This window comes from Rubrimonas sp. (genome assembly GCF_036788415.1).
GTDB lineage: Bacteria > Pseudomonadota > Alphaproteobacteria > Rhodobacterales > Rhodobacteraceae > Rubrimonas.
On sequence record NZ_DAIQNN010000039.1, the window covers coordinates 14,733 to 27,262 of the forward strand.

Sequence of the window (12,530 nt, forward strand, 5' to 3'; positions counted from 1 at the left end):
CCCCAGATCAGCCGCCGAAAGCGAGCTTGGCGACGCCGAACGCGCCGGCCAGCCCGAACACCGCGCAGAAGGCGGTGGAGGCGAAAAGCGCCGCCACCCGCGCCGCCTTGTGGTGGACATAGTCCTCGATCACCACCTGCAAGCCCAGATGGAGGTGGCGGAAGGCGACCACGACGAAGAGCAGCAGCGTCAGCGCGGTGAACGGGTCGGCGTAGATCGCGCGGACCGTCTCGACGTCGGAGCCGATGGCGCGCCCGAGCGGCAGGATCGAGAGAACCGCGAGCGGCGCGAGCGCGACGGCGGTCATGCGCTGGCTCCACCAGTGGCCGACGCCCTCCTTGGCGGCGCCGAGGCCGAGAACGCGGCGGGTCGGTGTCTGGAAATCCATGTCGGCCTCCCTCAGACCAGCGCGACGACGAGGGCGGTCAGCGCGACCGCGCCGATCATCACGCCGCGCGCGGACTTCGCGGCGGTCGGCAGGTCGAGCCCGTAGCCCGCGTCCCAGGCCAGATGCCGCAACCCGTTGAGGATGTGGTAGGACAGCGCGAGCAGCGAGCCGAGCAGGACGAGATTGCCGAACCACGAGGTGAGCAGCGCGTCGGCGGTCGCGAACATCTCGGGCGAGGTCGCCGCCGCCAGCAGCCACCAGGCGATCAGCGCGGCGGCGACGCTCATCGCGACGCCGGTGATGCGGTGGGTGATCGAGCCGATCATCGTCCATTCGAACTTGTAGACGTCGAGATGCGGCGACAGGGGGCGGTTCCCCCGGTTGACGTCGGCCATGCGGTCCTCCGGCGGCCCGGCGCGCCCGGACCCTTGCTTGGTGTCGGGCCGAAACCTAGCCCGCTGCGGCGCAGCAAACAATGCGGCGAACTCGGCGCGGACGCCGCAGGGCTGCGGCGAAAAAACCACATTCCCGACTCGTGGAATCCGGTTTATTCCCGGCGCCGCGAACCCCGCGCACCGAGGAGAAACCGCCGTGAAGCAGACTCTGCTGCAGGAGAAATACCCCGTCTTCCATCTCGAAATCTCCAAGGAGGAGACGAGCCTGAAGGACGTGGACGCGGTGATCCTCGCGCTGCGCACCAAGATCGACGGCGAGGCGCATGTCGCCGACATCTGCGTCTTCGACCATTACGCGCATACGAAGAGCTTCGACGGCGAAATCCGGTCGGACATCGTGGCGGCGAAGAACCTCGTCTTCTGCTTCGGCTACAAGCTGCCCGATCCGCGGGTGCTGGCGGTGCGCCCGCGCTCGATCGGGGTCGTCGATTGCGGCGACCGCTTCGTGATCAGCTTCCTCGAAGCGCCGATGGAGATCGCGACGAAGAAGATGGAGGACTGGTGCAAGGCGCTCGCCGACCGCAAGGCGGCGTGAGTCAGAGCGCCTCGGACTTCGACAGGCTGCGCGGGCCGAGAAACAGGATCGCGTAGACGAAGTTGGGCGGCCCGGCGATCAGGCGCGCGAGCCGCGCCAGCGCCGGCGCCAGCGCTCGCGTCAACCGCGCCCGCCCCGCCCGCCGCGCCCGCGCGCGAAGCCAGCGCGCGGCGCGGAAGCGCCAGTTCTCCGAATAAAGCTGCCTGAGCGCCGACAGCCGGTGCCCGCCGTCGACCACGACCCATTTGCCCTTGCGCCCGATCCGGCAGATCACCGGGGTGAGCGGGCGATAGCCGCTCTCGGCGATGCGGTCGGCCATTGCGGCGACCCGCGCCGCGTCGCTGCGCCGGGCGTTCTTGAAGGCGATCCGCGGCACGAGATCGGCGTCGACCTCCACTGTCGCAAGGCCGTGATCAAAGGCGATGTTGTCGAGGTCATGCGGCGTCGCGATCCGCTGCAGCGGCAGGCGCGCGATCCGGCGCATCGTCTCGGCCGACGCGCCGCCGGCATCCGAATCGAAATCCTCGAATGCGTCCATGCGGAAAAGCCTCCCGTCGCGGACCGATGCGGCCCAAGCCGCTCAGGACAGTCGCGACGAATTCGTCTAGATCAATCTAAGCGCTCGCGGAGGTTGCATCAATCCGCGCGGCGCATAATCCGCAGCGGGGCGCCTGATTTCACTGCCGCCGGCGCTTGCGTTTGAAGCCCGTAGTTCGGGGCGGCGCAGGCCGGCGGCGCGGCCATGAGGGGCGCAGAGCGCCGCGGCGCGCCCGGCGATGCAACAAAACTGTCATTGATCTGTGATCCGAGCGTCGCCGACGGCTCCTAGAAGGCGGGTGTGGACGGTCGGTTAGGCCGCGCTGCTCGAAAACCTTGGAGGGGGTACCCCATGAAAATGACTCTGACCGGCCTCGTCGCCGCGTCGATCGCGCTGACCGCGGGCGCCGCGCTCGCCCGCGACCAGATCCGCATCGTCGGCTCCTCGACCGTGTTCCCGTACACCCAGGCCGTGGCCGAGGAGTTCGCGAACACCACCGGCAACCCCGCGCCCGTCGTCGAGTCCACCGGCACCGGCGGCGGCATGAAGATCTTCTGCGGCGGCATCGGCGAAGGCCATCCCGACATCACCGGCGCGTCGCGCGCGATGAAGAAGTCGGAATTCGACGACTGCGTGAAGAACGGCGTGACGGAAGTCACCGAAGTGCTGATCGGCTTCGACGGCCTCTCGATCGCCCAGGCGATCACCGCCGGCGATCTCGACCTCACCAAGGCGCAGATCTACATGGCGCTCGGCGCGATGGTTCCGGTGAACGGCGAATGGGCCGCGAACCCCTACAAGAACTGGAACGAGATCGATCCGTCGCTGCCGAGCCGCCCGATCCTCGTCTACGGCCCGCCGCCGACCTCCGGCACCCGCGACGCCTTCGTCGAGCTGGCCATGTGGGTGGGCTGCGAAGAACTCGACTATGTGAAGTCCGGCGGCTTCGACGGCGACTGGGTTGAAGAGAACTGCTCGCGCATGCGTCAGGACGGCCCGTTCGTCGAGGCCGGCGAGAACGACAACCTGATCGTGCAGCGCCTCGTCGCCGATCCGACCGCGGTCGGCATCTTCGGCTACTCCTTCCTCTACGAGAACCAGGACACGCTGAAGGCGGCGGCGGTCGACGGCGTGCTGCCCAGCATCGACGCCATCGGCGACGGCTCCTACCAGATCTCCCGCCCGCTCTACTTCTACACGAAGAACGCGCATCGCGGCGTGATCCCCGGCTTCGCCGAGTTCGTCGAGCTCTACGTCTCGGAAGAGTCGATGGGCCCGGGCGGCTTCCTGTCCGAGCGCGGCCTCGTGCCGCTCAACGACACGCGCCGCGCGGCGGTGCAGCAGGCTGCGCTCACCGGCGCGACCTTCGCGCCGGAGTGATCCGCCTCTGAGGCGACGCTCCCGAGCCCGGCCGGATCGGCCGGGCTCCCTCCCCCCCACACCGCCGACGGAGGGCCGACAGGGCCATGATCGGATATCTGTTTCTCCTGATCGCCGTCGCATCCGTGGCGGGCTTCTACTGGAACCGCGCTGCGGCCAAGGCGCTGCGCGCGGACGGCCAGCGGCTGCACTCGTTGCCGGTGTTCCATGGCGGCTTCGCGCTGGCGCTGGGCTTCCTGCCCGCCTTCGTGTTCCTGTTGCTCTGGGTGATGTTCCAGAACTCGGCGATCGACGCGCTGGTCTGGGCCGGTCTGCCCGACGAGGTGACCGAAGGCGCGAGCGTCGGACAGCAGTCGCTGATCATGTCGGAAATCCGCCAGACGTCGACAGGGCGCATCTTCGGATCGCCGGCGGACTATGTTCTGGCCGCAGCGGACCGCATCAACACGCTGCGCGGCGTCGCCAACTGGGCGCTCGCGGCGCTGATCGTCGGCATCGTCGCCGCCGGGCTCTGGATCGCGCGCAAGTCGATCGCGGCGCAGTTCCGCGCCCGGCAGGCGGTTGAGCGGGTTCTGAGCGGGCTGATGATCTTCGCCTCGATCGTCGCGATCTTCACGACGCTCGGCATCGTCTTCGCGCTGGTGTTCGAGGCGTACCGCTTCTTCCAGGCCGTGCCGATCACGGAGTTCCTGTTCGGGACGCGCTGGGAGCCGCAGATCGCGATGCGCGCCGACCAGGTCGCGGGCGCGGGCGCCTTCGGGATCCTGCCGGTGATGCTCGGCACGCTGGTGATCACGGCGGTGGCGCTCGCCGTCGCGATCCCGGTCGGGCTGCTTTCGGCGATCTATCTCAACGAATTCGCCAATTCCCGCGTGCGCGCCTTCGCCAAGCCGCTGCTCGAAATCCTCGCAGGCGTCCCGACAGTGGTCTACGGCTTCTTCGCGATCCTGACCGTGGCGCCGGCGATCCGCACCTTCGGCGAGAGCATCGGGCTGACCATCGCGCCCAACACCGCCCTCGCGGCGGGCGGCGTGATGGGGATCATGCTCATCCCCTTCATCTCCTCCTTCACCGACGACGCGCTCTCCGCTGTGCCGCGCAGCTTGCGCGACGGCTCGCTGGCGCTGGGGGCCACGCGCGGCGAGACGATGCGCAAGGTGCTCTTCCCCGCGGCGATCCCCGGCATCGTCGGCGGCATCCTGCTCGCCGTCAGCCGCGCCATCGGCGAGACGATGATCGTGGTGATGGCCGCCGGACTGATCGCCAAGATGACCGCCAACCCGCTCGACAGCGTGACGACGATCACCGTGCAGATCGTGACCCTGCTGATCGGCGACGTCGAATTCGACAACCCCAAGACGCTCGCGGCCTTCGCGCTCGGGCTGGTGCTGTTCATCGTCACGCTGGCGCTGAACGTCGTCGCGCTGCGCGTGGTGCGCAAGTATCGCGAACTCTACGATTGAGGCGGCGGAACCATGGCTGACATCTCTGCGACGCAGACCGGAAAATCCGGCGTCTGGAAGAGCGACGAGTGGCAGAGGCTGCTCGAGAAGCGCAAACGGGGCGACTTCCAGCTCAAGCTGGCCGGGCTTGCGGCGCTCGGCTTCGCGATCCTGATGCTGGCGATCCTGTTCGCCTCGCTGATCTCGACCGGCTGGCAGGCGCTGCGCCAGACGCATGTGACGGTCGCCTTCGAACTGAGCGCGGACCGGATCGACCCCGCAAACCCGATCCGCGGCAACTATCGCGCGATCGTGGGCGACGCGGTGGCCGAGCTCTTCCCCGAGCTCCAGGGCCCCGCTCTGCGCAGCGCGACCGGCATCCTGAGCACTGGCGCGCAGAACGCGCTGCGCGACCTCGTGGTGCGCGACCCCAGCCGGATCGGCGAGACGGTGACGCTGACGGTGCCGACCTCCGACCCGTACGACCAGCTCAACAAGGGGCTCGTCGACCGCACCACGCCAGAGGCGCAGCGCCGCGTGACCGACGCCGAGATCGCGCTGTTCGACAGCCTCGCCGAGCGCGGGCTGATCTCCAAGCCGATCAACTGGGCGCTGGTCACCGCCGCCGACAGCCGCTTTCCAGAGCTGGCGGGGCTCAAGGGCGCGCTGTGGGGCTCGTTCTACGCGCTGCTCGTGTGCTTCCTGATCAGCTTCCCGACGGGCATCGCCGCGGGGATCTATCTTGAGGAGTTCGCGCCGAAGAACCGCTTTACCGACATCATCGAGATCAACATCAACAACCTTGCGGCCGTGCCGTCGGTGGTGTTCGGCCTGCTGGCGCTGGCGGTGTTTCTCGGCTGGTTCGGCATGCCGCGCTCGGCCCCGCTGGTCGGCGGCATGACGCTCGCGCTGATGACGCTGCCGACCATCATCATCGCCACCCGCGCCGCGGTGAAGGCCGTGCCGCCCTCGATCCGGGAAGCGGCGCTGGGCGTGGGCGCCTCCAAGCACCAGGTGGTGATGAGCCATGTGCTGCCGCTGGCGATGCCGGGCATCCTGACCGGCACGATCATCGGGCTGGCGCAGGCGCTCGGCGAGACGGCGCCGCTGCTGCTGATCGGCATGAACGCCTTCATCACCGCAGCGCCCGAGAGCATCCTCGCGCCCTCGACCGCCCTGCCGACCCAGATCTTCATCTGGGCCGACAGCCCGGAGCGCGGGTTCGTCTCGCGCACCTCCGCCGCCATCCTCGTGCTGCTCGCCTTCCTCGTGCTGATGAACGCGATCGCAGTCTTCCTTCGCAGCCGCTTCGAGCGGCGCTGGTGACCCCAGAGAGACCGGAGAGCCATCCCGTGACCGACACCGCGACGACAGAGACGACGCAGACGGGCGGCTTCGCCACGCCCGCGGGGCGCGCCAACACGCTCGACGTCAAGTTTTCCGTGAAGCGCTGCGACGTCTATTACGGCGACGCGCACGCCATCAAGGACGTCAGCATCGACCTGCTCGACCGCACCGTCACGGCCTTCATCGGCCCGTCGGGCTGCGGCAAGTCGACCTTCCTGCGCTGCCTCAACCGGATGAACGACACGATCGACATCTGCCGCGTGACCGGCGACCTGAAGCTCGACGGCGAGGACATTTACGACCCCGCCGTCGACCCGGTGCAGCTGCGCGCGCGGGTGGGGATGGTGTTCCAGAAGCCCAACCCCTTCCCCAAGTCGATCTACGACAACGTCGCCTACGGGCCGCGCATCCACGGCCTCGCCAAGGACAAGGCGGAGCTCGACGCCATCGTGGAGGGCTCGCTGAAGAAGGCGGCGATCTGGGGCGAGGTGAAGGACCGGCTCGACCAGCCCGGGACCGGCCTGTCGGGCGGCCAGCAGCAGCGCCTGTGCATCGCCCGCGCCATCGCCACCTCGCCGGAAGTGTTGCTGATGGACGAGCCCTGCTCGGCGCTCGACCCCATCGCGACGGCCCAGGTCGAGGACCTGATCCACGAGCTGCGCGAGAACTATGCGGTGGTCATCGTCACGCACTCGATGCAGCAGGCGGCGCGCGTCAGCCAGAAGACGGCGTTCTTCCACCTCGGAATCATGCCGGAATACGACGACACCGACAAGATCTTCTCCAATCCGTCGGACAAGCGCACGCAGGACTACATCACCGGTCGCTTCGGCTGAAGCGGCGGAGAGCGTATGCGGCGCGCCCGTCCTCGCTGCGGCGAGGGCGGGCGCTTGCGTTTGCGGAGGACGCGACGGGGCGTCTTGCGCGGGGAAACGGCCATTCGCCGTGACGAGCCGCGAGGGCGTCTCTGCGCCGCAACGCCCCGAGGCTGCCCGGCTCGCCCTGATCAGCGCCACGAAAGGGAGCCAACAGTGACCCGCGTCAAGGCCGACGCTCCATTGAGCAGGTAGTTGCGGGTGGCTACTTGCTTAGGGGGCAGGTTAAGGCAGACCCGCCACAAAGTGGCAAAGCCCTTGGGGAATGCCGGCCAAACGGGAGAGATCGATGAGCGAGAACCATGACGGGCAAGAAGAAAGCCCCGATGCAGAAAAACCCGAGAGATCCGGCATCGAGGCCTCGCGCCGCCAGTTTTTCCAGCTTTCAGCCGCCACCTCGGCCGCTGCGGTGGGCGGTCTCGTCTCTTCTGCCGCGTACGCTGATGACACCCTGGCCATGGCGGGACGCAGCAACAGGCCGGGCTGGGCGCCCACGAAGTACCTGATCGATGTCCACGCCCACCTCGGCTCCGGACCGACTGTCGCAGAGCTGGCGCCAAGCATCCGCAGTTCCGCAGACTGGGGCGCGCTTCGCAGCACACAGCCGGAAAAGTTCGCCCAGGCCTTCAGCGAAGATGCCGTGGACGACTCCGCGATTCTGCTGGGGGCCATGGATCGGTATGGCGTCACGCACGCCATCATCCAGACCGCGCCCGCCAAGGGAACCAATAATCAGATGGTGCTCGACGCCGCCAAGAACAGCAACGGGCGGTTCTTCCCGACCTATCGGCCCGAAGCAATTTCGAATGCCGCCGCAAGGGGGACTCTGGGCGTGGACTATGGCGGCGAGGTCAGCGCAGTTGTGCGCCAGATCGCCGATGAACTGCAAAGTCCTGCCATGAGCGCCACGCTTGGCGTGGGTGAGGTCGTGCCGATCACGACCGAAATTCATCCGGCCAAGATCGTCCGCGACATGGCGCCGATCATGGAAGTGCTCAAGGCGCGGGGCGATCTGCCCATCCAGTTCCCGACCGGATACACCGGCTGGAAGGGCGTGCACTACTACGTCTTTTCGCCTGTCTGGGCGGACGAGGTGGCGGGGGCTTTCCCGACGGTGCCGATCGTCTTCACGAAGATGGGACGGGGCATCCAGGCGTCCTTCGATGCCTGCCTCGCCGTGGCGATGCGCAACGCCAACGTCTATTTCGACATGACCGACACCACGGCGGCGCACCTGCGCCACGCAATTTCCGTCATCGGCGCGGACCGGATCATGTATGGCAGCGACCTCAGCGCCATGTCGGCGTATCATTCGACATTGGACAACCTCAGAACCGCGATCGAGGCCCGTCTGTCCGCTGAGGAGCGTGAGCAGATCGCCTGGAAGACGGCAAATCAGATCTACAAACTCGGTCTGGAGGGCTGACTCGAGATTGGGGCGTGTCGCCAAACGGGATGGAACACAGCCGCTGCGCGGGTGGGGGCCAGCTTCGCGGGCGGCGCTCCTGACTGGAAGGTTCCGGTTTCTCAGGCCCCCTTCCAGACAGGAGCTTTCCCATGGCGGAGACAAGCCCTCGTTGCCGCCACGATCAAGGGCGTGACGGTCCGCAGACGCCGCTCACGGAGTCGTAGCTGGCCTCGGCGGAAGCGCGTAGCGACCGGCAAGCTTATCGCCTGCGGCCCTGCCCACCGCGACCGACGGCTTCCCGCGCATCGCGGACCGTCGCCGCAAGCGCGTCGACGACGCCCGCCCGATCCTCCCGTCGCACTGCGCAAGACCCTTTGCGCGGGGCGGCGCAGCGCGGTAGAACCGGTCGACATCGGCAGCGGGGGGCGCATGAAGAAGGTCTACGACAACGCCGACGCGGCGCTCGAAGGGGTGCTCTTCGACGGCATGACCATCGCCGCCGGCGGCTTCGGCCTGTGCGGCATTCCCGAGAACTGCATCGCCGCGATCCATCGCGCGGGCGTCAAGGGCCTGACCATCGCCTCGAACAATTGCGGCGTGGACGGCTTCGGCCTCGGGATCCTGCTCGACGCCAAGCAGATCCGCAAGATGATCAGCTCCTATGTCGGCGAGAACGCCGAGTTCATGCGGCAATACCTCTCGGGCGAGCTCGAGCTCGAGTTCAACCCGCAGGGCACGCTCGCCGAGCGGCTGCGCGCGGGCGGCGCGGGCGTTCCGGGCTTCTACACCAAGACCGGGGTGGGCACGGTGATCGCCGAGGGCAAGGAGCACAAGGAGTTCGACGGACAGACCTACATCCTCGAACGCGGCATCCGCACCGACCTCGCCATCGTGAAGGCGTGGAAGGGCGACACCGAAGGCAACCTCGTCTATCGAAAGACCGCGCGCAACTTCAACCCGATGTGCGCAACGGCCGGCAAGGTCACGGTCGCCGAAGTCGAGGAGCTGGTGCGGCCCGGCGCGCTCGACCCGGACATGATCCACACGCCGGGCATTTTCGTTCAGCGCATCTTCAAGGGTTCCCACGAAAAGCGCATCGAGCAGCGCACGGTGCGCGCCGCCTGAGAGGGGGCCTTTCGATGGACCGCGACTTCAACGAGCTGAACGAACAGATGCGCCGCGAAATCCGCGAGCGCGCCGACATCTTCCTGCACGACGCGGTGACGCTGGCCGACAAGTATCTCGCGCGCGAAGGCGAAGCGCGCGACCAGGCGGCGGTGGCCAACATCGCGGCGATGCTCGCCAACCAGTACTCCGCCGAGATCGTGTCGATGGCCATGCGCGAGGTCGCGCAGGAGGCCGCCGACGTCACCCGCAACATCCGGCTCTACACGAGCACGGGCCGCAAGGCGGGCTAGACCCCGCCGATCAGAGGAGACCGCCGGCATGGCATGGAGCCGCGACCAGATGGCCGAACGCGCCGCCCTCGAAATGGCGGACGGCTTCTATGTGAATCTCGGGATCGGCATTCCGACGCTGGTCGCCAACTTCATCCCGCACGACGTGCAGGTGACGCTGCAATCGGAGAACGGGATGCTCGGCATGGGCCCCTTCCCGACCGAGAACGAAGTCGACGCGGACCTGATCAACGCCGGCAAGCAGACGATCACGGAACTGCCGCACACCTCCTATTTCTCCTCCGCCGACAGCTTCGGGATGATCAGGGGCGGGCATATCGACCTGTCGATCCTCGGCGCGATGGAAGTGGCCGAGAACGGCGACCTCGCCAACTGGATGGTCCCCGGCAAGCTGGTGAAGGGGATGGGCGGCGCGATGGACCTCGTGGCGGGCGTGCGCCGCGTGGTGATCGTGATGGACCACACCAACAAGGCGGGCGAGAGCAAGGTGCTCAAGCGCTGCACCCTGCCCCTGACCGGCGCCGGCGTGGTGAACCGCATCATCACCAATCTCGGCGTGCTCGACGTGGTCCCCGGAGGCCTGCGCCTCGTCGAGACGGCGGCGGGGGTGAGCGAGGATCAGTTGCGCAAGGCGACAGAGGCGACCATCGTCAACTGAAGCGGCCCGCAGACGCCGCCAGTTCGGAGGGACGGGATGCGGCTCAAGGGAAAGCGGGCGCTGGTGACCGGCGCGGCCTCCGGCTTCGGTCGCGCCATCGCGGAGCTGTTCGCGCATGAGGGCGCGCAGGTCGGCGTGCTCGACCTCAACGAAGACGGGGCGCAGGCCGTGGCGTCGCAGATCGGGCCGGCGGGACTGCCGCTCGGCTGCGACGTGACCGACGGCGCGCAGGCGGCGCGGGCGGTGGCGCAAGCCGAGCGCGCCTTCGGCGGGCTCGACATCGTGGTCAACAACGCCGGCTGGACGCATCGCAACCAGCCGATGCTCGACGTGACCGAGGACGAGTTCGACCGGGTCTACGCCGTCAACGTCAAGTCGATCTATCTGATGGCGCGGGCGGTCGTCCCGCTGATGCGCCGGCAGGGGACGGGCGGGGCGATCCTGACGGTCGGCTCGACAGCGGGCATCCGCCCGCGCCCGGGCCTCACCTGGTACAACGGTTCGAAAGCGGCGGCGAACCTGCTCGCCAAGTCGATGGCGGTGGAGCTTGCGCCGGACCGCATCCGCGTCTGCGCCATCGCCCCGGTGATCGGCGAGACGGCGATGCTCGAGGCGTTCATGGGCGCGCCCGACACGCCGGAGAACCGGGCGAAATTCGTGGCCACCATCCCGATGGGGCGGCTGTCGCAGCCGCGCGACGTGGCGCGCGCGGCGCTGTTCCTGGCGTCGGACGAGGCGGAGTTCCTGACCGGCGTGGTGCTGGAGGTCGATGGCGGGCGCTGCGTCTGAGGTCGGGTTGCGCAGCCCGCCCGCCCTCGCGCACTCTGCGCGCGACCGAAGGCCCGGAGAGCGGCGGATGCCCGAACTGATCGTCCCCCAGAACGGCAAGCTGGCCGACAACATCGTCCATTTCGCCCGCGCGCTGCGCAAGGCGGGGCTGCCGCTCGGCACGGGGCGGGTGGTCGACGCGATCCGGGCGGTCGAGGCGGCGGGCTTCGCGCGGCGCGAGGATTTCCGCCACATCCTCGCCGCCTGCTTCATCTCGCGGCCCGAGCATCGGGCGCTGTTCGACACGACGTTCCAGCTGTTCTGGAAGGACCCGCAATTCCTCGACCGCATGATCGCGGCGCTGATGCCGATGATGCGCGCGCCCGCGCTCGAACGCGAGAAGCGCGCCGCCGAACTGAGGGCGATGGAGGCGATGATGGAGGAGGCCGAGGCCCCTCCCCCGCCCCAGCCGCAGGCGCAGGACGGCGAGGAGATCGAGGTCGACGCGACGCTGACGCAATCCGCGGAAGAGCGGCTGCGCGCGCGCGATTTCGAGCAGATGACGCTTGCGGAGCTGCGCGAGGCCAAGTCCGCGATCGCGCGCATCGCGCTGCCGGTGACGCCGATCGCCTCGCGGCGCACGCAGGTCGCGGCGCGGGGGAGCATTCCGGACTGGCGCGGCACGCTGCGCGCGGGGCTGCGGCAGGGCGAGCTGTCGGCGCTGCGGATGCGGGAGCGCCGCGAGCGCTGGCCGGCGCTGGTGGCGCTGTGCGACATCTCCGGCTCGATGGCGGGCTACAGCCGGATGCTGCTGCATTTCCTGCACGCCGCCTCGAACGCCAAGGGCGCCGGCTGGGCGAAGGTGCACAGCTTCACCTTCGGCACGCGGCTGACCAATGTGAGCCGCGACCTGACCCGCCGCGACGTGGACGACGCGCTGCGGCGCGCGGGCGCGCAGGCGCGCGACTGGGAGGGCGGCACGCGGATCGGCGCCTGCCTGCGCGCCTTCAACCGCGACTGGTCGCGCCGGGTGATGGGACAGGGGGCGGTGGTGCTGCTGATCACCGACGGGCTCGACCGCGAGGACCCCGAGCTGCTGGCGAAGGAGGCGGAGCGGCTGCATCTGTCGGCGCGCAAGCTGATCTGGCTGAATCCGCTGTTGCGCTGGGACGGCTTCGCGCCGCGCGCGCGGGGGGTGCGGGCGCTGCTGCCGCATGTCGACAGCTTCCGCGCCGCCCACAACATCGCCAGCCTGAGCGAACTGGCCGAGGCGCTGACCCGGCCCGAGGATCAGGGGGTGAAGGCGCGGATGGCGCGG

14 protein-coding genes are annotated in these 12,530 nt (G+C 68.6%); 11 read left to right on the forward strand and 3 right to left on the reverse strand.

Annotation, left to right across the window (positions count from 1 at the left end; translation table 11 throughout):
• Nucleotides 1–7 precede the first annotated feature (7 nt).
• Together sdhD and sdhC are read right to left on the reverse strand one after the other, a co-directional pair.
• Nucleotides 8–388 carry a succinate dehydrogenase, hydrophobic membrane anchor protein gene (gene sdhD, locus V7Q31_RS10610; RefSeq protein WP_333833816.1) on the reverse strand — a complete coding sequence of 127 codons (381 nt, stop codon included), beginning with the start codon at nucleotides 386–388 and terminating at the stop codon, nucleotides 8–10.
• A gap of 11 nt (nucleotides 389–399) precedes the next feature.
• Nucleotides 400–783 (reverse strand): succinate dehydrogenase, cytochrome b556 subunit, encoded by a 384-nt coding sequence (sdhC, locus tag V7Q31_RS10615; RefSeq protein ID WP_333833817.1) that lies wholly within the window; start codon nucleotides 781–783, stop codon nucleotides 400–402.
• A gap of 196 nt (nucleotides 784–979) precedes the next feature.
• Between sdhC and V7Q31_RS10620 the strand changes: the two genes are divergently transcribed.
• Nucleotides 980–1,378 carry a DUF6858 family protein gene (locus V7Q31_RS10620; RefSeq protein WP_333833818.1) on the forward strand — a complete coding sequence of 133 codons (399 nt, stop codon included), beginning with the start codon at nucleotides 980–982 and terminating at the stop codon, nucleotides 1,376–1,378.
• Between the two features lies 1 nt (nucleotide 1,379).
• On the opposite strand, the gene V7Q31_RS10625 is transcribed toward V7Q31_RS10620, so the two are convergent.
• Nucleotides 1,380–1,916 carry a ParB N-terminal domain-containing protein gene (locus V7Q31_RS10625; RefSeq protein WP_333833820.1) on the reverse strand — a complete coding sequence of 179 codons (537 nt, stop codon included), beginning with the start codon at nucleotides 1,914–1,916 and terminating at the stop codon, nucleotides 1,380–1,382.
• Between the two features lie 351 nt (nucleotides 1,917–2,267).
• Here V7Q31_RS10625 and V7Q31_RS10630 point away from each other — a divergent pair, with 351 nt between their 5' ends.
• The 10 genes from V7Q31_RS10630 to V7Q31_RS10675 all read left to right on the forward strand — a co-directional run.
• Nucleotides 2,268–3,296: a substrate-binding domain-containing protein gene (locus V7Q31_RS10630; RefSeq protein WP_333833822.1), complete on the forward strand. Its 1,029-nt coding sequence runs from the start codon at nucleotides 2,268–2,270 to the stop codon at nucleotides 3,294–3,296.
• 86 nt (nucleotides 3,297–3,382) lie between these two features.
• Complete coding sequence (pstC, locus tag V7Q31_RS10635; RefSeq protein ID WP_333833823.1) at nucleotides 3,383–4,759, forward strand: phosphate ABC transporter permease subunit PstC; 1,377 nt, start codon at nucleotides 3,383–3,385, stop codon at nucleotides 4,757–4,759.
• 12 nt (nucleotides 4,760–4,771) lie between these two features.
• Nucleotides 4,772–6,064 (forward strand): phosphate ABC transporter permease PstA, encoded by a 1,293-nt coding sequence (gene pstA, locus V7Q31_RS10640; protein WP_333833824.1) that lies wholly within the window; start codon nucleotides 4,772–4,774, stop codon nucleotides 6,062–6,064.
• Between the two features lie 116 nt (nucleotides 6,065–6,180).
• Entirely contained in the window at nucleotides 6,181–6,921 is a 741-nt protein-coding gene (gene pstB, locus V7Q31_RS10645) for a phosphate ABC transporter ATP-binding protein PstB (protein WP_333833832.1), read from the forward strand.
• 328 nt (nucleotides 6,922–7,249) lie between these two features.
• Nucleotides 7,250–8,386, forward strand: coding sequence for an amidohydrolase family protein (locus tag V7Q31_RS10650; RefSeq protein WP_333833825.1), 1,137 nt, complete (start codon nucleotides 7,250–7,252; stop codon nucleotides 8,384–8,386).
• Nucleotides 8,387–8,797: 411 nt separating this feature from the next.
• Nucleotides 8,798–9,493: a CoA transferase subunit A gene (locus V7Q31_RS10655; protein WP_333833826.1), complete on the forward strand. Its 696-nt coding sequence runs from the start codon at nucleotides 8,798–8,800 to the stop codon at nucleotides 9,491–9,493.
• 14 nt (nucleotides 9,494–9,507) lie between these two features.
• On the forward strand, nucleotides 9,508–9,786 hold the full coding sequence (locus V7Q31_RS10660; RefSeq protein WP_333833828.1) for a hypothetical protein: 279 nt from the start codon (nucleotides 9,508–9,510) through the stop codon (nucleotides 9,784–9,786).
• 28 nt (nucleotides 9,787–9,814) lie between these two features.
• Nucleotides 9,815–10,444 (forward strand): CoA transferase subunit B, encoded by a 630-nt coding sequence (locus tag V7Q31_RS10665; RefSeq protein ID WP_333833829.1) that lies wholly within the window; start codon nucleotides 9,815–9,817, stop codon nucleotides 10,442–10,444.
• Nucleotides 10,445–10,480: 36 nt separating this feature from the next.
• Nucleotides 10,481–11,233, forward strand: coding sequence for a glucose 1-dehydrogenase (locus tag V7Q31_RS10670; RefSeq protein WP_333833830.1), 753 nt, complete (start codon nucleotides 10,481–10,483; stop codon nucleotides 11,231–11,233).
• 67 nt (nucleotides 11,234–11,300) lie between these two features.
• Nucleotides 11,301–12,530 (forward strand): vWA domain-containing protein (locus tag V7Q31_RS10675; RefSeq protein ID WP_333833831.1); only part of this gene is annotated, 1,230 nt, incomplete at its 3' end.

What these genes read in the sequence shown, in the direction of transcription:
- V7Q31_RS10660 (WP_333833828.1), top strand. Translation starts at nt 9,508, where the DNA reads ATGGACCGCGACTTCAACGAGCTGAACGAACAGATGCGCCGCGAAATC.
- V7Q31_RS10625 (WP_333833820.1), bottom strand. Translation starts at nt 1,916, where the DNA reads ATGGACGCATTCGAGGATTTCGATTCGGATGCCGGCGGCGCGTCGGCC.
- V7Q31_RS10665 (WP_333833829.1), top strand. Translation starts at nt 9,815, where the DNA reads ATGGCATGGAGCCGCGACCAGATGGCCGAACGCGCCGCCCTCGAAATG.
- pstC (WP_333833823.1), top strand. Translation starts at nt 3,383, where the DNA reads ATGATCGGATATCTGTTTCTCCTGATCGCCGTCGCATCCGTGGCGGGC.
- sdhC (WP_333833817.1), bottom strand. Translation starts at nt 783, where the DNA reads ATGGCCGACGTCAACCGGGGGAACCGCCCCCTGTCGCCGCATCTCGAC.
- sdhD (WP_333833816.1), bottom strand. Translation starts at nt 388, where the DNA reads ATGGATTTCCAGACACCGACCCGCCGCGTTCTCGGCCTCGGCGCCGCC.
- V7Q31_RS10630 (WP_333833822.1), top strand. Translation starts at nt 2,268, where the DNA reads ATGAAAATGACTCTGACCGGCCTCGTCGCCGCGTCGATCGCGCTGACC.
- V7Q31_RS10650 (WP_333833825.1), top strand. Translation starts at nt 7,250, where the DNA reads ATGAGCGAGAACCATGACGGGCAAGAAGAAAGCCCCGATGCAGAAAAA.
- V7Q31_RS10655 (WP_333833826.1), top strand. Translation starts at nt 8,798, where the DNA reads ATGAAGAAGGTCTACGACAACGCCGACGCGGCGCTCGAAGGGGTGCTC.
- pstA (WP_333833824.1), top strand. Translation starts at nt 4,772, where the DNA reads ATGGCTGACATCTCTGCGACGCAGACCGGAAAATCCGGCGTCTGGAAG.
- V7Q31_RS10670 (WP_333833830.1), top strand. Translation starts at nt 10,481, where the DNA reads ATGCGGCTCAAGGGAAAGCGGGCGCTGGTGACCGGCGCGGCCTCCGGC.